The 19,373-nt window shown below is 66.2% G+C and carries 15 protein-coding genes; 5 read left to right on the forward strand and 10 right to left on the reverse strand.

The features are described from left to right. Positions 1-29: 29 nt before the first annotated feature. From AB4Y64_RS14570 to hslO, 5 genes are all read right to left on the reverse strand, one after another. Positions 30-689: a TIGR02466 family protein gene (locus AB4Y64_RS14570; protein WP_441817178.1), complete on the reverse strand. Its 660-nt coding sequence runs from the start codon at positions 687-689 to the stop codon at positions 30-32. Positions 690-828: 139 nt separating this feature from the next. Beyond that, positions 829-3,852 (reverse strand): TonB-dependent receptor domain-containing protein, encoded by a 3,024-nt coding sequence (locus tag AB4Y64_RS14575; RefSeq protein WP_441817179.1) that lies wholly within the window; start codon positions 3,850-3,852, stop codon positions 829-831. Between the two features lie 291 nt (positions 3,853-4,143). Then, positions 4,144-7,134, reverse strand: a complete 2,991-nt coding sequence (locus AB4Y64_RS14580) for a TonB-dependent receptor domain-containing protein (RefSeq protein ID WP_441817180.1) — start codon at positions 7,132-7,134, stop codon at positions 4,144-4,146. Positions 7,135-7,667: 533 nt separating this feature from the next. Next, complete coding sequence (locus AB4Y64_RS14585) at positions 7,668-8,498, reverse strand: XOO1806 family protein (protein ID WP_441817326.1); 831 nt, start codon at positions 8,496-8,498, stop codon at positions 7,668-7,670. A gap of 165 nt (positions 8,499-8,663) precedes the next feature. Next, positions 8,664-9,596: an Hsp33 family molecular chaperone HslO gene (gene hslO, locus AB4Y64_RS14590; protein WP_441817181.1), complete on the reverse strand. Its 933-nt coding sequence runs from the start codon at positions 9,594-9,596 to the stop codon at positions 8,664-8,666. 103 nt (positions 9,597-9,699) lie between these two features. On the opposite strand from hslO, the gene mtgA reads away from it, so the two are divergent. The 3 genes from mtgA to AB4Y64_RS14605 all read left to right on the forward strand — a co-directional run bounded on the left by mtgA (position 9,700) and on the right by AB4Y64_RS14605 (position 12,164). Next, complete coding sequence (gene mtgA, locus AB4Y64_RS14595; protein ID WP_441817327.1) at positions 9,700-10,446, forward strand: monofunctional biosynthetic peptidoglycan transglycosylase; 747 nt, start codon at positions 9,700-9,702, stop codon at positions 10,444-10,446. Between the two features lie 310 nt (positions 10,447-10,756). After that, positions 10,757-11,776: a glycosyltransferase gene (locus AB4Y64_RS14600; protein WP_441817182.1), complete on the forward strand. Its 1,020-nt coding sequence runs from the start codon at positions 10,757-10,759 to the stop codon at positions 11,774-11,776. Beyond that, positions 11,736-12,164 carry a CBS domain-containing protein gene (locus tag AB4Y64_RS14605; RefSeq protein WP_441817183.1) on the forward strand — a complete coding sequence of 143 codons (429 nt, stop codon included), beginning with the start codon at positions 11,736-11,738 and terminating at the stop codon, positions 12,162-12,164. Before AB4Y64_RS14600 ends, AB4Y64_RS14605 begins: the two co-directional genes overlap by 41 nt. 22 nt (positions 12,165-12,186) lie before the next feature. Here AB4Y64_RS14605 and AB4Y64_RS14610 read toward each other — a convergent pair whose 3' ends face one another. Beyond that, positions 12,187-14,076, reverse strand: coding sequence for an AsmA family protein (locus AB4Y64_RS14610; protein ID WP_441817184.1), 1,890 nt, complete (start codon positions 14,074-14,076; stop codon positions 12,187-12,189). A 117-nt stretch (positions 14,077-14,193) separates the two neighbouring features. After that, positions 14,194-14,904, reverse strand: a complete 711-nt coding sequence (trhA, locus tag AB4Y64_RS14615; RefSeq protein WP_441817185.1) for a PAQR family membrane homeostasis protein TrhA — start codon at positions 14,902-14,904, stop codon at positions 14,194-14,196. Positions 14,905-15,105: 201 nt separating this feature from the next. Here trhA and AB4Y64_RS14620 point away from each other — a divergent pair, with 201 nt between their 5' ends. Next, positions 15,106-15,729 (forward strand): sulfotransferase family 2 domain-containing protein, encoded by a 624-nt coding sequence (locus AB4Y64_RS14620; protein ID WP_441817186.1) that lies wholly within the window; start codon positions 15,106-15,108, stop codon positions 15,727-15,729. A 2-nt stretch (positions 15,730-15,731) separates the two neighbouring features. Next, on the forward strand, positions 15,732-16,361 hold the full coding sequence (locus AB4Y64_RS14625; protein ID WP_441817187.1) for an aspartyl/asparaginyl beta-hydroxylase domain-containing protein: 630 nt from the start codon (positions 15,732-15,734) through the stop codon (positions 16,359-16,361). A gap of 96 nt (positions 16,362-16,457) precedes the next feature. Here the strand turns inward: AB4Y64_RS14625 and AB4Y64_RS14630 are convergent, their stop codons facing one another. The 3 genes from AB4Y64_RS14630 to AB4Y64_RS14640 form a co-directional block, all read right to left on the reverse strand. After that, positions 16,458-16,712: a DUF1294 domain-containing protein gene (locus AB4Y64_RS14630; RefSeq protein WP_441817188.1), complete on the reverse strand. Its 255-nt coding sequence runs from the start codon at positions 16,710-16,712 to the stop codon at positions 16,458-16,460. Positions 16,713-16,736: 24 nt separating this feature from the next. Next, positions 16,737-18,341: a peptide chain release factor 3 gene (locus tag AB4Y64_RS14635; RefSeq protein WP_441817189.1), complete on the reverse strand. Its 1,605-nt coding sequence runs from the start codon at positions 18,339-18,341 to the stop codon at positions 16,737-16,739. Between the two features lie 107 nt (positions 18,342-18,448). Next, positions 18,449-19,369, reverse strand: a complete 921-nt coding sequence (locus AB4Y64_RS14640) for a peptidoglycan DD-metalloendopeptidase family protein (protein ID WP_441817190.1) — start codon at positions 19,367-19,369, stop codon at positions 18,449-18,451. Positions 19,370-19,373 lie beyond the last annotated feature (4 nt).

Genomic DNA, 19,373 nt, shown 5'->3' on the forward strand with positions numbered 1-19,373 from the left:
GTGCCCGGCAACCGCGCTGGCGAAATGAACTACGCGTCCTTCATCCCGAACCAGCAATTGAACGCAACCGTGATGCGCTCGTCGTTGCCGAAGAAAGGCATCACTTCGTGCTGCAGCCAGGACGGGAACAGCACCAGCTGGCCCGGCTGGAAACGCACGTTCCAGGTGCCATGGTGGTACGGCTCGCGCAGGTGCGCGTTGCCCGGATCCAGGAACAGATTGCTGTAGTGGTGCGGATTGTGGAAACGCAGGACGCCCGATTCCGGGCGGTCGTCGGGCGTCTGGCCCGGGTCGACGCAGTACACGCCGGACCACGACGCCATCGGATGCGTATGCAGGATCGTGAAGCCGCCATTGCGGGTCACATGGAACCAGGTGTGCGAGAAGATCTGCAGGCGCTGCATTTCCTGCGGGCTGTAGCCATTGAGCTCGGCGATCGTGCGCCCCAGCGTGCTCCAGCAGAACTGGCGCAGTTGCTGGACACAGGCCTCCGGCCACGCAAACAGGTTGAAATTGCTCTCGAACACCCCGGTCTGCTGCTTCAGGGACGGGTTCGGGTTGGCGTATCGCGCACCTTCGCCCTCGCGCTCCAGCAGCAGCGCCTTGAGCTGGGCATTGATGGCATCGGCATCGGGCAGCGTGTCCTGGGCGAAGGGCACCGCGAAGAGCGGATTGAGCTGGTAGGGCATCGCTTCCTGATCGCTGCGGGATGGATGGCGGCAAGTGTAGCGCGCCGGCCCGGACCGGCGGCGGCCCTGCAAACGCCTCCCGCGGATAGCACTACGGCCCCTCGCGGGGCCGTAGCGGTGGTCGGCTGCAATCGGACCGTCAGAACTTCTGCGAGTAGCGCATGTAGAAGAACTGGCCCGGGATCTCGTACTGCGGATCGAACGAATTGGCGAACGCGGTGAAGGCGATCGGTGGGTTCTTGTCGAAGATGTTGTTGATGCCGAGGGTGACCTTGGCATTCCACGGCGCGTTCCAGTAAACGCTCACGTCGTGGTAGGTCGTGGCGCCGATGTGGTGCTCGTTGGCAGCCACCTGAGTGACCGAATCGCCACCGGCCTCGCCGTCCCAGACGCCATTGCCGTTGGTGTCGGTGGGCACGCCGACGAAGCGATCGGTCGTCGTGCACAGCCAGCCATAGCCGTAGTCCTCGAAGGTCTGGCAGGGCTCGGTCTGGTCGGAGAAGTAGCGGACGTTCCAGGTCGCGCCCCAGTCGCCATGCTCCCAGCGCGTGGCCAGGTTGCTGCGGATGCGCCAGTAGTTGAGCAGGTTCGGGCCGTCGTACTCGCCGACCAGGTTGCCGCCTTCGTTGAACTCCATTGGCGCGCCGATAGCCGGCGTGCGCAGGATGTCCTCACCGAAGCGACCGTCACCGTTGGAGTCATTGAGGAATTCCGACAGATAGGTCGTGTCCCAGGTGAAGCTGACCTTGCCCCAGGAATACTCCGGCAGGCGGTAGCTGACGGTCATGTCGTAGCCTTCGACCTTGGTGCCACCAATGTTCGTGGTGGTGTTGAGCAGCGAGAGGATTTCACCGTCGGAGCGTCGGCTGTAGAGGCTGCACGTTGCGCTGGTGCCGCCCGAATCGATGCACTGCTGGATGATCTGCGCGCCACCGATGGTGGTGATCGCATCCTCGATCTTGATCTTCCACCAGTCCAGCGAGATATCCAGGCCCTCGACGAAGCTGGGGCTGTAGACCACGCCGAACGTGGTCGACTCGGCCTTCTCGGGCTGCAGGTTCGGATTGCCGCCCACGGTGATGCGGATCTGCGTATTGCTCTGTGCATATCCGCCCGGCGCCACGCCCTCGGCGACGCAGCGTGCCTGTGCCGGCGCGGTCTGGTTGCCGAAGTTGGCCTGGTTGCAGGGATCGCTCAACTGCGGGAACGAGTCGGCCTGGCCGGCGAACAGTTCGGCGATGGACGGAGCGCGGAAGCCCTCCGACCAGTTGCCGCGCACCAGCAGGTCCTCGAACGGCTTCCAGCGGAAACCAAACTTGCTGTTGAGCGTGTCGCCGAAGTTGCTGTAGTCGGAGTAGCGCGTGGCGAGGCTGAAATCGAGCAGCTTGGCGCCGGGCACGTCCGCCAGCACCGGAATCGCCAGCTCGAGATACGCCTCGTCGACGTCATAGCCGCCGTTGGTGGCGGTGCGCGCGTTGCCGGTGGTGTTGCCCGAATTGATCAGCGCATCGGGGGAGTCATACCCTTCCTCGGTGCGGTGTTCCAGGCCGATCGAGAAGCCCAGCGGGCCGCCGGGCAGGTCGAACAGGTCGCCGCCGATGTTGGCGTAGTAGGTCTTCTGCGTGTAGCTGTACTCGTCGTGCGCGGTGAACGTGCTGTAGTCGAGCATGGCCTGGGTGGCCGAGCCGGCGCCACCGAGCAGGTTCAGCGGTACGCATCCTGCGACGACGGTGCTTAGGTCACCTGCCGTGCCCACGCAGACCGGATTACCCGTGGCATCGAGCATCGACGGGCCCAGTGCCGCGTCGAGCGAGATTACGTTGAACAGGCCGCGCGTGGTGTTGTTGGCCTTGTTGCGGCCGTAGAAATAGCCCGCTTCCCAGTCGTAGTACTTGTCGCCGAAGGTCAGCGTTCCTTCCAGGCCGGCGTTCATCGCGAACGTGCGAACGTCCTGGTTGAACGAACGGCCTCCGGTCTCGACCATGCGCCGCTGCACCCAGTCGATGTCGGTGCCGAACGGGTTGTAGAGGCTGTCGGCGCTGATGACGACGTTGCCGGCGTTGGTGCCTTCGACCGGTACGCCCAGCGTGACCGGCATCGAGGCGAGCAACTGCTCTGACTGGCGCTCGTTGTAGGTCAGCGTGGTCTTGAAGCGGATGTCGTCGGTGATGTCGATCGAGGCATTGCCGAAGACCGAGCGACGCTCCTGCGGCGTGATCAGGTAGTTGTCGGGCGCGAAGTTGTAGATGTCGTCGCCGGTGAACGGACGCCAGGCATTCGGGTCGCCTGCGCCGCGGTTGTAGGTGAAGCTGCCGGTGCTGCCATCGGGGCGGCAACGCGACGGCGCGCCACTGGCGGTGAAGCATTCGCCGAAGCGGACGCTGAAGTTGCCGTCAGGCGTGGTGGAGCTGCCGCCGAGCGCGGCGCCAGTGGTGTAGATCGGCTCCTTGGAAATGTAGCGGTCACCGGCCATGACCGGATCTTCCTTGACGTAACCAAAGCCCAGCATCACCGCGAAGCGGTCGGATGTGGTGCCGATGGTGAAGTCATACGACTGGCGCATGCCGTCGCCCTTGTCGAACATGCCAAGGTAGGCGTTGGCTTCGGCGCCTTCGAAGTTCTGGCGCAGGATCACGTTGACCACGCCGGCGATCGCGTCGGAACCGTAGATCGTGGAGGCGCCGTCCTTGAGGACTTCGATGCGCTCCACCGCCGCGGTCGGGATGGAGTTCAGGTCGACCTGGCCGCCCAGGCCGGTGCCGCTGGCGCCGCCGACCCAGCGACGACCGTTGACCAGCACGAGCGTGCGGTTGGCGCCGAGGTTGCGCAGGCTGACGCCGGTATCGCCGTTGCCGCCGTTGTTGAAGGTCGAGTTGAGCGTGGAGCCGTTGGCCGTGATGTTCTGGATCACGTCGCCGACGGAGGTCAGGCCCTGCGCGGTGATGTCATCGCGACTGAGCGAGAAGATCGGCTGCGACGTTTCGATGTCGGCGCGCTTGATGCGCGAACCAGTGACTTCGATGCGGTCGAGGGTGGTGGCTTCTGCTGGCTGGGCGGGAGGAGTCTCCTGCGCCTGCGCTGCGCCAGTGCCGGCAAGTGCGGTGGTGCCCAAGGCGAGGGAAACACTAATGGCATCCCGGAGCTTTGTTGTGTGCAAGATCATCGCTCTCTCCAAAGTCGGTCTCAGGTGGGGAACCTACCGGGTGGAGTACAAACCAACGCCAAGTCCGGCAAGGTCGGGGCCGATGGTATGCCCGTCTCGCCAATACTTAAAGTGTTGTTAATCTTCATTATTCTGAATGCGAATTGTGCTGTTTTTGGCACAACGGCGATCCGCTCTACGCAGCATTCAGGGATGTGACGCGTTAAGAATTCGCGTGGTCGGCGCTTCGTTCATCACAAAAAACTACGGCCCCTTTCGGGGCCGTAGAGGTACATCAGGACAACAGGTCGATCAGAACTTCTGCGAGTAGCGCATGTAGAAGAACTGGCCCGGGACCTCGTACTGCGGATCGAACGTGTTGGCAAACGCGTTCAGCACGATCGGCGGGTTCTTGTCGAAGATGTTGTTGATACCCAACGTGACCTTCGCGTTCCACGGTGCATTCCAGTAGACGCTGGCATCGTGGTACGTGGTGGCGCCGATGTGGTGCTGCGAAGCCTTGCGCGACTGGATCGTGTCGCCGCCAGCCGTACCGTCCCACACGCCGTTGCTGTTGGTGTCGCTCGGGATACCAACGAAACGGTCGGCGTCGGTGCACAGGTAACCGAAGCCGTACTCTTCGAAGCCCGGATCGCAGGGTTCATCCTGCTCCGAGTAGAAGCGCACGTTCCAGGTCGCACCCCAGTCGGCCTTGTCCCAACGAGCGGTCAGGTTGGAGCGGATGCGCCACCTGTTGTCGTTCTGGAAGTACTCGCCAACCTGGTTGCCGCTCTCGTCGGCATTCAGCGGCTGGCCAATGGCCGGGGCCTGCTGGATGTCCTCACCGAACTTGCCGTCGCCGTCGATATCATCTTCCTGGTCAGCCAGGTAGGTGGTATCCCAGGTGAAGCTGAAGTTGCCCCACGCGGTTTCCGGCAGGCGGTAGCCGACGGTCAGGTCGTAACCTTCGACCTTGGTGCCACCGATGTTGGTGGTGGTGTTGAGCAGGGTGTTGATGTCGCCAGCTGCGTTACGGTCGTACAGCGAGCAGGTCGGACCGGTGCCGCCGGAATCAAGGCACTGCTGGATGATGTTCGCGCCGCCGATCGTGGTGATCGCGTCGGTCAGCTTGATCTTCCACCAGTCCAGCGAGACGTCGAGGCCTTCAGCGTAGCTCGGGCTGTAGACGAAGCCGAAGGTGTACGACTCGGACTTCTCAGGCTGCAGGTCCGGGTTGCCGCCGACGGTGATGCGGATCTGCGCGCTGTCCTGACGGTAACCACCGGCCGGAACGCCCTCGGCACGGCACTGGGCCTGAGCGATGGTGGTCTGGGTGCCGTAGTTGGCCGTGTTGCAGGGGTCAGCCAGGCTCGGGAACGAGTCAGCCTGACCAGCGAACAGCTCGGCGATCGACGGAGCGCGGAAGCCTTCCGACCAGTTGCCGCGGACCAGCAGGTCTTCGATCGGCTTCCAGCGGAAACCGAACTTGCTGTTGAGCGTGTCACCGAAGTTGCTGTAATCCGAGTAGCGCGTGGCCACCGAGAAGTCGAGCAGCTTGGCGAACGGCACGTCCGACAGCACCGGCACGGCCAGTTCGAGGTAAGCCTCGTCCAGGCTGTAACCACCGGCCGTGGCGGTACGGGCGTTGCCCGTGGTGTTGCCCGAGTTGATCAGCGCGTCCGGCGAGTCGTAGCCGTCTTCGTCGCGGTGTTCCAGGCCGAACGAGAAGCCCAGCGGGCCGCCCGGCAGGTCGAACACTTCGCCGGAGATGTTGGCGTAGTAGGTTTCCTGCGTGTAGCTGTACTCGTCGTGCGCGGTGAAGCTGACGAAGTCCAGCATGTCGCGGGTGATGCCGCCGACGCCGCCGAGGACGTTGAGCGGAACGCAACCGGCGATCGGCAGGGCAGCCGTGCCGCAGCGGGCGACGCCCGTTGCATCACGGAACGACGGGCCGAGGGCCTGGCCCAGGGCGATCAGGTTGAACAGGCCCTGGGTGGTGTTGTTGGCCTTGTTCTCGCCGCGGAAGTAACCGCCTTCCCAGTCGAAGTACTTCTCACCGAAGTTCAGCGTGCCTTCCAGGCCGGCGCTCATCGCGAACGTGCGGACGTCCTGGTTGAACGAACGACCACCGGTCTCGGTGATGCGGCGGTTGATGCGCGAGACATCTGCACCGAACGGGTTGTAGATGCTGTTGCGGCTGATGAAGACGCCCTGCGCCAGCGGGGTGGAACCCGGGGCCAGGCCCAGCGTGACCGGCATCGCCGCGAGCAGCTGCTCGGAGACGCGCTCGTTGTAGGTCATCGTGGTCTTGAAGCGGACGTCGTCGGTGATGTCGACCGAGGCGTTACCGAAGACCGAGCGACGCTCCTGCGGGGTCAGCAGGTAGTTTTCCGGAGCGAAGTTGTAAGCATCCACGCCCGGAACGTACGGACGGGCCGGGGTGCCAGCGCCATCGTAGGTCCAGGTGCCAGCGCCGCCGTTGAAGTTGGTCTGACCGCCGGTGCACACGTGCGTGGCCGGGTTGTAACCACCCGGGCACAGCGCGAAGCGACCGTTCGGGCTGGTGCCGCTACCGAAGAAGTTGCCGGTGGTGTAGGTCGGCTCCTTCGAGATGTAGCGGTCGCCGGCCATGACCGGCTCTTCCTTCACGTAACCGTAGCCGAGCATCGCGGAGAAGCGATCGCCGGAGGTGCCGATGATGAAGTCGTAGGCCTGACGCGAACCGTCGCCCTTGTCGAACTGGCCGAGGTAGGCGTTGGCTTCAGCGCCCTCGAAGTTCTGACGCAGGATGACGTTGACAACGCCGGCGATTGCGTCCGAACCGTAGATGGTCGAGGCGCCGTCCTTCAGGACTTCGATGCGCTCGACTGCTGCGGTCGGGATGGTGTTGAGGTCGACCGAGCCGCCGAGGCCGGTGCCGCCAACCCAACGACGGCCGTTGACCAGCACCAGGGTGCGGTCCGAACCGAGGTTGCGCAGGTTGACGCGGGTTTCGCCGTTGCCGCCGTTGTTGAAGGTGCTGTTGAGCGTGGAACCGTTGGCGGTGATGTTCTGGATCACGTCGCCGACGGAGGTCAGGCCCTGCGCGGTGATGTCGTCGCGGCTCAGCGAGAAGATCGGCTGCGAGGTTTCGATATCGGCGCGCTTGATGCGCGAACCAGTCACCTCGATGCGATCAAGGGTGGTGGCTTGCTGTTTCTCGCCTTCCTGGGCGTTCGCTACGCCGGTACCGGCGACAGCAGTGGTGCCCACTGCGAGCGCGAAGGTAATCGCGTCGCGGAGCTGGGTGGTCTTCAGGGTCATCTCTCTCTCCAAAGCAGGGTCGGTACTTCCCAATGGGTGGGCCAGGCCGGCGGAGTCAAGAAAGACGCCAAATGCGGCAAGGCTTAACCCGATCCTAACCCCATGCTTGGAAAAGTGAAAGTAGCGTTAACGCCCGGTTATCGGGTCGTGAGCCCCTGAATAGGGCGGTCCCGGCCGAAGCCAGGCCGGATGGGCGGGTTTGCAAGGTGGCGCAGCGCTATTGCCCGCGGCATCGGCGCCAGCGCTGGCTGGAGGGGCTGGCTGTTCAGGCGCAAACCGCGCAAAGGGCCGCGGCCCGGAGCGGGTCTCACGGCGGCGACAGCCGGGGGAATGGCGAGCAGTTCGTCAACCCGCCAGATTCGGCAAAGTTGCCCCTTCGGAGTCGAGGTTTGCGCGAGGCGTGGATGGCCGCTGAAAGCATGCGGTGATGCGCGTGGATGCGAGCGTCGAACACACGCAGACGCAGGCCCCGGCGCGGCCTGTGGATGAAGATGAGTGATCAGCCACCGCGCGTTGCGGGGCAGGTCAGCAGGTCAGAGATCCTGCTCGTAACGGACGTAGGGCACGGTGCCTTCGTCCTTCTCGTCGCTGCCGGGTGCGAACGGATTCTTGCCGCGGGTGACGACGTTCTCGGCGCCCACCGTCAGCTGTCCGCTCCACGGCGTACGCCAGGTCAGGCCGACGCCGAGGCCTTCCCATTGCCCCGGTTCGCCCGGGATGTCGACGACGCGTCCGACGACGTTGGCGCTGAAATTACCCAGGCCGGCACCGATCGTGACGCTCTTGCTGCTCCAGCGGTCGGCCAGTGCGGGAACTTCGCCAGCCGGGATCAGCCTGGCCCGTGCCCACGTACCGCCGATGGAGACCGTGGCCTCGCGACCGATGTTCTTCTGGCCGTAGACGGTGAGGGTGTTCTGGTCGACCTTGCTGGCCTTGTTGTTCGGACTCAGCCAGGCCGGCATCGCGTCGCGGCCGCTGCCCAGGGTCAGGCCGACCTTGCCGGCGGGGCGGCTCAGGCTGGCGCCGACGGTCGCGGTGCGACTGCCGGAGTAGTCGCCATCGTCGTCGAGGGTGGCCAGCATGCAGTGGTTGGCGAGGTTGCCGATGGCGCCGGCCAGGCCGGTCTGGCGATCGCAGACCAGGCCGAGGGTGTCTCCGGCCTCCAGGCCGAAGGCGGCGCCGAGCGTGTTGCTGCCGACCTGCCAGCGGGCGCCGGCAATCGGGGTGCTCGCCGGCTCCAGTTGCAGCAGGTATTCGAGCTTGCCGCTGGTCTGGTTCCAGACCGGGAGATAGGTCGTATCGCTGGCGACGTGCTTGCCGCTGCTCTGCGCATGGACGCCCGCAGCCACGCCCAGGGCGAGCAGCAGGGTCAACGGCAGTCGAAGCAGGCGCGCGTGCATGGTCTGGTTACGACCGGGTAAACCCGGTGGAGTTCCCCTCTCCTTAGGACCGCGACTATAGACCGTTTATGTTTATTTAACAATTTCAGATGAAACTGAGACTGCACCCGCAACGCCTGCTGGAGACGGCTACTGGAGCCGCTCCGGGGCGGCCAGTTCGGCAGCCGCCACCGAAAACAAGCTAGCGATTTCCTGTTTATCGAATTGATAACTGTGTCCGCAAAACTCGCAACGGATCCTCGCCTCGCCACCGGCCGCGTCGGCCGCCGCCTCCGCCTCGTCCGGTCCGAGCGAGACCAGCATGGCCTCGACCCGCTCGCGTGAGCATGAACAGGCAAACCGCAGCGGTTTGCGGCCCAGCAACTGCACCCCGTCCTCGTGGAACAACCGGGTCAGAAGATCGTCGGCGCTCCAGTCCAGGAGCTCGCGCGGGCTGAGGGTGTCGAAGAGGGCGCAGGCGCGGGCCCAGCCGTCGTCGTCGCCATCATCCCCCGGAAGCTTCTGCAGCATCAGTCCCGCGGCATGCCGTTCGTCGGTTGCCAGCAGGAGCCTCGTCGGCAGCTGTTCGGACTGGCGGAAATAGCCCTCGAAAGCCCCGGCCAGCGAGTCCGATTCCAGCGCCACCAGGCCCTGGTAGCGGGTCGGCTCGCGGCCATCGCCGGAGGGGTTCTCGATGGTGATCGCCAGCACCGCGTCCGGGCCGAGCTCGGTCAGGTCACGCGAGACTTCGCCGCTGTCGGCAAGCTGGGCGATGCCGCGCAGGGTGCCGGCGGCGGTGCATTCGGCGAACAGGGTGCGCAGGGCGCCATCGCCGCGCAGCTGCACCGACAGGCGCCCGTCGACCTTGGCATGGCCGGTGAAGAGGGCGGCAGCGGCGGCGGCTTCGCCCAGCAGTTCGGCGGCGGCCTGGGGATACTCGGCGCGTTCGCGGATCTGGTTCCAGGTGTCCTGCAGGTGCACACGCACGCCGCGCACGCCGGCGCCTTCGATCAGGAATCGGGTCAGCTGGTCGCGGTCGTTGCCTGCGTCGCTGCCGGGTTTTGTGGTGCTGGATGCGGTCATCATCGTGCTCGTGCTGCCGGCGCGTGGCATTGGCGGGATAATGCACGCGACCGTGTGAAGGGTGACGAGACAAGATGGGGATGGAGATGGCGCAGTGCAAGGCATGACCGGGACCGAAGCGGCAACCGTATCCGTGGCCGTTCCGGTCCGGCGCCGCCGTCGATGGCTGCGATGGGTGTTGGCGTTGCCGTTGCTGTTGCTGGTCGCCAGCGTGGTGCAGGTGGCGACGCTGCGGTTCGTCAACCCGGCCTTCAGCGCTTTCATGCTGTCGCGGCAACTGGAGGCCTGGGGGGCGGGTGAGTGGTCGTTCCGCATTGCCTACGATTGGCGCAATCTGGACGAGATCTCTCCGAACCTGCCGCTGGCGCTGGTGGCGTCGGAAGATCAAAACTTCGCCGAGCACTTCGGTTTCGATCTCAAGGCGATTGAAAAGGCGCGCAAGAACAATGCGCGTGGTCGCAAGGTTCGCGGTGGCAGCACGATCAGTCAGCAGACTGCCAAGAATCTGTTCCTGTGGAGTGGGCGCAGCTACGTGCGCAAGGGCATCGAGGCCTGGTACACGCTGTTGATCGAGGCGCTTTGGCCCAAGCATCGGATCATCGAGGTCTACGCCAACATCGCCGAGTTCGGCGACGGTGTGTACGGTGCGCAGGCGGCGGCGCGGACGTTCTTCCGCAAGGACGCCAGTCAGTTGGCCGCGGCGGAGGCCGCGCGCATGGCGGCGGTGCTGCCCAGCCCGCGCCACTACAGTGTGGTCCGGCCGGGGCCCTACGTGCAGCGCCGTTCGCAGGCGATCCAGCGGCAGATGCGCTACATCGGCGGGGCGGAGTATCTGAAGCGTCTGGAGTAGCGGCGGCTGGTGCGTTGCGGGACTTCGTGGCGGCTTCCTTCGGAGTGGCGCCTTCCTTCGGCACCTTCCTTCGGAGTGGCGCCGTCCGCCGGGCCGGGGATTGCTCCGCCCCTTAGTCGGACATCCTTGTCCGATGCGGGGCGCGGGCCATCCATGGCCCGCTGCTACGCAATCCCCGGCCCGGCGGACGACGCTCCGGCCCTTCATTGCCCGGTCTTCGTCTGCAAGCCGTCACGTGACCTTGGCCGGTCATCCCCGCGAAGGCGGGGATCCACGGACGCTGTTCGTTCGTCGGGCTACTATTCGCGGCATGAGCGACCGTCTGACCATCGTCATTGCCGCCTTCAACGAGGCCGACAATCTGCCGCTGCTGCATCCGCGCATCGCCGCCGCGCTCGATCCGCTGGCGCAAGAGCTCGATGCGCAGGTGCTGTATGTCGACGATGGCAGCAGGGACGACACCTGGCAGGTGATGCAGCAGTTGGCCGCGGCCGATCGGCGCGTTGCGGTGCTGCGGCTGTCGCGCAATTTCGGCAAGGAACTGGCGTTGACGGCCGGGCTGGACCGGATCGAGGAGGGTGGTGCGCTCATCCTCGATGCCGACGGTCAGGACCCGCCGGAGTTGATCCCGCAATTCGTGGCCAAGTGGCGCGAGGGGTACGACGACGTCCATGGCACGCGCCTGGAGCGCGAGGGGGAAGGCTGGATCAAGCGCAGCACCGCGCATGCCTTTTATCGTGTGATCGGGCGGCTGTCGCGGACGCCGATTCCCGCCGATACCGGGGACTTCCGCCTTCTGTCGCCACGGGCGCTGGCGGCGCTGCGCCAGTTGCGTGAGCGGCACCGCTTCATGAAGGGTCTGTTCGGCTGGGTCGGGTTCAACAGCGTCGCCATCGCCTACCACCGTGAGCCGCGCGCGGCCGGCCACAGCAAGTTCAATTTCTGGCGCCTGTGGAACCTGGCGCTGGAAGGGATCACCAGCTTTTCGACCGCTCCGCTGCGATTGGCTACCTATCTGGGCCTGCTCACCGCGCTGTCCGCCTTCGGCTATGGCATCGCGGTGATAGTGAAGGCGCTGTTGTGGGGCGATCCGGTCGCGGGCTGGCCGACGATGATGGTGGTCATCCTGTTCCTGGGCGGGGTCCAGCTGATTGCCCTGGGCGTGATCGGTGAATACCTGGGCCGCCTCTACGACGAGGCCAAGCAGCGGCCGCTGTACCTCGTCGACACCTGGCAGCCGGCGGCAGGAGTATCCTCCGGGCAAGCCCCGCTTGCGGAAGGAGACGGCCATGCGCACCGTGCGACAACTGCTAGAAGCCAAAGCGCCTGAGATTTTCGCGATCGGTCCGGATGCGCCGGTGATCGAGGCGATCCGGCTGATGGCCGAGAAGCGGATCGGCGCGGTACTGGTGCTAGAAGGCGGGCAACTGGTGGGGATACTTTCCGAGCGCGACTACGCGCGCAAGATCGTGCTGCAGGGGCGCTCGTCTGCCGACACGCCGGTGCGCACGATCATGACCGCGCAGGTGCTCACGGTCGGCCTGGACGACAGCACCGATCACTGCATGCAGATGGTGACCGACCGCCGCATCCGCCACCTTCCCGTGCTGCACAACGGCCAGGTGCTCGGCGTGGTGTCGATCGGCGACCTGGTCAAGGCGGTGATCGAGGACCAGCAGATCGAACTCGACCAGCTGCAGCGGTACATCGCCAGCTGAGCCGCGCCAGCTGAGCCGCGCACTACTTGGCGTAGCGCCCGCCACAGCCGGAATCCTCGCCCGGGCCCGTTTCCAGTGTCGCCAGCAGTGCTGCTGGCGGCGTGATCATGCCCAGGGTCAACGCGATCGCACCGCGCAGTCCGACCCCGGCCAGGTCCGGGTGGATCTCTGGCTGGCGGAAGCTTCCGTCGACCAGCAAAGGCGTGCGGAAGACCAGCAGGCTGCGGTCCTTGGGGCGCGGCTTGATGGTCAGGTCCAGGGTTTCCTTGCCCAGATCGATGGTGCCCGAGCCGATCAGGATGGTGTCGGTGGTGTCGAACGCAAACGAGCGTGCGGTCATCACGCCGTCGGCAACGGCGAAGTCGGCGAAGCCGCATCGCACCGGGATCAGGCGGTCGCCGGAGAGCTTGAACTTGATCATCTCGGCCAGGTCGATGCCGGCCATCTCCATCAGCATGTTGCTGATCTTGCCGCGGCCCATGCCCAGCAGCATCGTGCCGTCGCTGCTGCCAAGCATGTGCGCCACCGAGTTGCCGGTGCCGGCGATGTTGATCTTGCCGCCCACCTTGCCGATGGCGTTCTGCGCCAGTTTCACGTCCGGTAGCAGCTTGGCCAGGCTCAGGCCGGCCGCGTCGATGTCGGCGCGCGTGGTGATGGTGCTGGTGCGCGCGTCCATGCGGATCGTCGAGCGGATGTCGCCGTCGGCGACGCCGAAGTTGAGTGGCTGCATGCGAAGCAGGCCGCCTTCGAGCAGCAGGTGCGCGTCCATGTCGTCCAGTGGCAGGCGCGGCGCGTTGATGTGGGTGGCGCGCAGGCGCACGTCGGCGTCCATGGCGCGCAGTTTCTCCAGTTCATAGGGCTTGTCCGGAATCAGGCGCGGGCTGGTCTGGCGCGCGGCCGCCTTGGCCTGTTGCTCGGGGTTGGCCGTCTCGCCACTGCCGGCCTGCGGCGAACCGCCGACGAACCCGGCGAGGTCATCGAAATCCAGGCGCTGCGAGCGCAGGTCGGCGCGCAGATAAGGGCGCTTGCGGCCGGTTTCCACGCTGGCGTCGCCATGCATGTCGCTGTCGCCGATCCGGCCGGTGAAATCGCGGTAGTGCCAGACATTGCCTTCGCGGCTGAAGCGGCCGTCGAGCGAGTACGGCGGCGTGGTCGGGATGGCCAGGCCCAGCAGCGGGTACAGGTCGGCCATGTCGCGCCCCGACAGCGCCATGCGCAGGTCGAATCCGCGCAGGCGCAGCGGGTCGAGCAGGGTGCCGCGCGCATGGGCGTGAGTGGCGCCGGCAGAAGCGCGCACGTCGATGCGATAGGGCGCGTCGCGGTCGCGCAGCAGCAGCGGCGAAGCGGCGTTGCCGCGCAGGCGGAAGTCGCTGCCGCGCCACTGCCCGCCGCCGACCACGGCCACCGGCGCGGCCTGGGCGTCGGCAGGCAACGCGTAGCTGCTGACGCCAATGCGGATATCGGTGCGCTTGGGGCGGTCGAGGAAACGGATCTGCCCCTGGTCGATGCTGACGCGACGGAACTGCATGTCGGTCTCGCCCGGTTGGCCGAAGACCCAGTTGCCTTCGCCGCCGCGCGGGTTGGTTTCCAGCAGCAGGCGTGGGCGCTCCAGCGTGATCTGCGGCAGCAGCACCTGGCCGTGCAGCAGCGGGCGCAGGGCGATGTCGAGTTCAGCGCGGCTGGCGTCGGCCATCACCGGCTGCCGCGACCAGGCGGCGTTGCCGAAACTCACCTGCTCGGCGGTGATCCGCGGCGTCCAGGCCAGGTCGACATCGAGGTTGCCGCGGATGTGGAATTCACGACCGGTGCGCGCCTGCACCTGGCGTTCGATTGGGCCCCGGAACCAGTTCCAGTCCCAGATCGCGATGAGGACGACGATTGCCAGCGCCAGCAGTGCCAGCGCGGTCCACAACGGATGCCGCCTAGGCCAGGACGCTCCCGAACCATGCACGCGGTGTCTCCCTGCAATGAGCCGTCGACCACCTTCAGTGGCAGTCGGTCAAGCGGGGGTGAATACGTTGTGAGCAGTTCAGCTGGGAATCACCGCGCCGGGCGTCAGGACCTGTGCCATCACGGCGACGTAATGGCAGACGCTGCCGGCGACCACGAACAGGTGCCAGATCGCATGCGAGTACGGCAGCGACGGCCGGTGATAGAACACGGTGCCGAGCGTGTAGAAGATGCCGCCGGCGAACAGCCAGCCGATGGTCCAGGCATCGAGCGCACCGAGCAGCGGCTCGATCGCGACGACCACCAGCCAGCCCATGGCGATGTAGATGCCGGTCGACAACAGCTTGAAGCGGCCGGTATAGAACAGCTTGAAGATCACGCCGGCGACCGCCAGCGTCCAGATCGCCGCGAACAGGCCCCAGCCCCAGGGGCCGCGCAGTCCGATCAGCGTGAAGGGCGTGTACGTGCCGGCGATCAGCAGGTAGATCGCGCAGTGGTCGAACACCTTCAGCCGCGCCTTGGCGACCGGATTCTGGATCGCGTGGTACAGCGTCGAGGCCAGGTAGAGCAGCAGCAGGCAGATGCCGAAGACGATCGCGCCGGCGAGCTGCCAGCCGTCGCCGAACAGCGCGGCCAGGGTGATCAGTACTGTCCCGCCCGCCAGTGCCGCGGTCGCGCCGAGGCCGTGGGTGAGTGCGCTGAGGAATTCCTCGCGCAGCGACGGCGCGGCGCTGGTCGCCGGGCGCGATGCGGGGATGGAACCGTCGTTGACGGAGCGTGCGGTGGGCATGGCCACAGCATCCTAGCGCAGGTTGGAGCAAATGCTCTGGAGAGACCGCCGCCGCTGTGACCAGGTCGGCAAATGCCCTGTGCGCGGTGCGGCCTGGCAAACCGCGCCAGCGGGCCGGGAGGCTGGCGAAGATCGCCGCAGGCGACCCTGCCCGGGCCGCGGAAGCCACTATCATGCGGGGACCAACGCACCGGCCCTTCCATGATCATTTCCCATCAGCACCGCTTCGTTTTCGCCGCGATCCCCAAGACCGGGACCCACTCGGTCCGCCAGGCGCTGCGCGAGCACATGAGCGAGGAGGACCTGGAACAGGTCGGCCTGTTCGTGAACAAGCGGTTCCCGTTCGAAGAGCTGGCGGCGATCAAGCACGGCCACATCACCCTCGACCAGATCCGGCCATTCCTGGGCGATGACGCGTTCGCCGACTATTTCAAGTTCGCCTTCGTGCGCAATCCGTTCGACCGCTTCGTTTCCTATTGCGCGTTCATGACCCGCGCCGACGGCGCCTTCCTGAAGAATCCGCAGCAGGTGATGCGCTACCTCCTGTTCCAGGCGCGGCCGGTGCAGCACATCCTGTTCCAGCCGCAGCACACCTTCGTCACCGATGGCGAGGGCAAGGTGCTGGCCGACGAGGTCGGCCGTGTCGAGGACATGCAGGCGTCGTACGACGCCATCTGCGCGCGCATCGGCATCGCGTCGGCGCAGCTGGGCCAGGTCAACAGCTCGCGCCGCGGCAGTTACCGGGACTACTATGACCAGGCGCTGATCGATGGCGTCGCCGACTACTACCGGCGCGACCTGGAACTGTTCGGATACGAGTTCTGACCATGCAGTCTCCCGCCATTTCTCCGCTGGATATCCACCCCAACCCGCGCAAGACGACCTCGATGCGCGCGCTGGGCCAGGTCGACATCGGCCGCCTGCGCGAAGCGGTGCTGGCCATCGAAGACGCGCTATGGGATGCCGAGAACGCCGACAAGCCCAACCGTTTCGAGGCGCTCGACCGCACCCGGCATATCGTTTTCCGCTTCGTCAGCGATTTCCAGGATTGGCGCAAGTCCTACGACCGGCCGCTGTGGGCGCAGTGGCGCGAACTGCTGGAGCCGGTGATGGCGCAGGCGGTGGCGCCCTACGGTTATGCGCGCGCGGAATTCCCGCGGGTGATGCTGGCGCGGATGGCGCCGGGCGGCGTGATCAAGCCGCATCGCGACGCCAATCCGGCGGCGAAGTGGCCGCACAAGATCCATGTGCCGCTGATGACCAGCGAGCAGGTGACGTTCTTCATCGACGGCGTCGGATACCACTTCGCCGAGGGCGAAGCGGTCGAGGTCAGCAACATGGCCGTGCATGCGGTGGAGAACAACGGTGCGAGCGATCGCATCCACCTGATCTTCGAGTACTTCGACCTGGACCAGCCGGCACCGGACTGGGTGGGGAAGTTGCCGGCGCGCTCTTGACCGGCGTTCGCGCGAAGGGGGGCGGCGGTACAGCAAGGTGGGTCCCGGCGTTCGCCGGGATGACGCCATAGCAGCGTTCGCCGGGATGACGGCGAGTCAGCGGGTGAGGGCAAGCAGCGCGATGGCGGCGATGACCTGCACTGCGGCCCCCAGTGCGATCGCGTTGCGAAAGCTTGGCTTGGCGGTCTTGTGGCGGAAGGTCCACATCGCCAGCAGGGCGCCGGGCATACCGCCACACAGGGCCAGACCGAGCAGGGTGCGCTCGGGAACGCGCCGGCGGCGACCGCCGGCGATGGCCTTGTCATAGCCGTAGACGAGCACGGTCACCGCGTTGAACGCGAGCAACCACATGGCCCACGCCGGCACCGTGCGGCCTCAGTCGATCGGCGTGGCGTGCGCGTGCTCGCGCGTGGCCATGAAGGTCACGTCCGGCGCGCGTTCCTGGGCCAGCTGCAGGTTGACCCGCGTCGGCGCCAGGTAGACCAGCTCGCCGGCGGCATCGATGGCGAGGTTCATCGCGTTCTTGTCGCGGAACTCTTCCAGCTTCTTGTCGTTGTCGCAGCGGATCCAGCGCGCCGTGGAGACGGCGACCTGTTCGAAGCTGGCATCGACGCCGTACTCGTCCTTGAGGCGGTAGGCGACCACGTCGAACTGCAGCACGCCGACCGCGCCGAGGATGAGGTCGTTGCTCATCAGCGGGCGGAAGAACTGGGTGGCGCCTTCTTCCGACAGCTGCGCCAGGCCCTTCTGCAGCTGCTTGAGCTTGAGCGGGTCGCGCAGGCGCGCGCGGCGGAACAGTTCCGGCGCAAAGTTGGGGATGCCGGTGAAGCCCAGCACCTCGCCCTCGGTGAAGCTGTCGCCGATGGAGATGGTGCCGTGGTTGTGGATGCCGATGACATCGCCCGGCCAGGCGCTTTCGGCGATCTCGCGGTCGGAGGCCATGAAGGTCAGCGCGTTGGCGAGCTTGACCTCCTTGCCGGTACGCACGTGGAAGGCCTTCATGCCGGCGGCGAACGAACCCGAGCAGACGCGCATGAACGCGACGCGGTCGCGGTGCTGCGGGTCCATGTTGGCCTGGATCTTGAAGACGAAGCCGGTGAGCTTGGGCTCGTACGCGCCGACTTCGCGCGTGGTGGTGCCGCGCGGGCGCGGCGACGGCGCGTGTTCGACGAAGAAGTCGAGCAGCAGCTGCACGCCGAAGTTGTTGACCGCCGAGCCGAAGAACACCGGTGTCTGTTCGCCGGACAGGTACCGGGCCGGATCGAACGGATGCGAAGCGCCTTCGACCAGCTCCAGCTCGTCGCGCAGTTCCTTGAGCATGTTCTCGCCGATGCGTTCGGCCAGGGCCGGATCGTCGATCGAGGTGAAGATGGTGGAGTCCTGGCGGGTGAAGTTGCGGCCCTGTTCGTACAGGTGCACCTCGCCCGTGACCAGGTGGACCACGCCCTTCAGGCGCTGGCCCATGCCGATCGGCCAGGTGATCGGCGCGCACTGGATGCCCAGCACCGACTCGACTTCATCGAGCAGGTCGATCGGGTTCTTGCCCTCGCGGTCGAGCTTGTTGATGAAGGTCATGATCGGCGTGTCGCGCAGGCGGCACACCTCCATCAGCTTGATCGTGCGCTCTTCGACACCCTTGGCGACGTCGATGACCATCAACGCCGAGTCGACCGCGGTCAGCACGCGGTAGGTGTCCTCGCCGAAGTCGGCGTGGCCGGGAGTGTCGAGCAGGTTGACGATGCGGCCCTCGTAGGGGAACTGCATCACCGAACTGGTTACCGAGATGCCGCGCTCCTTTTCCAGCGCCATCCAGTCCGAGGTGGCGTGGCGCGCGGCCTTGCGGCCCTTGACCGAGCCGGCCATCTGGATGGCGCCGCCGAACAGCAGCAGCTTTTCGGTGAGCGTGGTCTTGCCGGCGTCGGGGTGCGAAATGATCGCGAACGTGCGGCGGCGGGCGGCTTCGAGGGAAACGTCGGACATGGCGGCGGCGGGCGGGTCCGGGGACCGGTCCGCGAATCGGGAAGCGGGTGAGGGGGGCGATTATACGCGGCCCGGCCACACTCCCCGCGGGGCTTCAGCCCCGGAGTTCATCCCCCCGAAATACGCAGCGGGCCGGCCGGGCCGAGCATCCTGAACGGAATCGACTCCAGCCGCATGCCCCGGTTCACCTGCACGGCGAAGTGCAGGTGCGGGCCGGTGGTGAAGCCGGTATTTCCAGACAGGCCGATCTGCTGGCCGGCGCGGACGCGCTGGCCCACCCGCACCAGCACGCCGTCGTCGGCCTTCAGATGCCCGTAGAGGGTCATGCTGCCGTCGTCGTGGAGGATGCGGACGAAATTGGCGCGGCCGCCGTACTTCTCGCGGTTGAGGCCTGCCTTGTCGAAGTCCGACTCGACCTGCATCACCACACCGTCGCGCGCGGCCAGCACCGGTGTGCCGATGGCGGCGGCGAAATCGACCGCGTAGCGGCTCTGCGCGTCGTTGTGGCTGAAATGCCCGCCGTAGCCCTGGTCGATGCGGAACGTCGCCTGCTGCAGAGGCAGCACATAGTCGACGTTGCGCGGGTGTGCGTCGGGGTCGCCGGGCAGGCTTTCCATCTGCAACTCGAAATCGAAGCCGCGCTCCGGGTCGGCCGACTCCAGCACCGCCACCAGGGCGCTGCCGCGGGCGGCGACGGTGGCGCGGGCCGGCAGCAGCGGCCGCCCGACCACGTTGTCGCTGCGGCTGAAATCCAGCTGGACTTCGATCGGACCTGACAGCCGGTTGTCGGCAAAGGCCAGGTAGCGGTCGCCATCGTTCTCGATGCGCAGCTGCGCGATCGCGCTGGGCTCGGCATAGACCGGAATCGTGCGGACCTGCGCCGGCGGCGCATCGGGCACGTGGTCGCCGTAGTGGGTGATGCCGCTGCCGTCGGTCCAGCGATAGAGCTTGGCCGCACCGGCGGCAAACGCCAGCAGCAGCGAGGCGCTGCCGAGGGTGACTGCCGCCAGGTGGCGCCTGGTTGCCATCGCG

The sequence above is a fragment of the Lysobacter sp. TAF61 genome (assembly GCF_052113485.1).
Classification (GTDB): domain Bacteria; phylum Pseudomonadota; class Gammaproteobacteria; order Xanthomonadales; family Xanthomonadaceae; genus Lysobacter_J.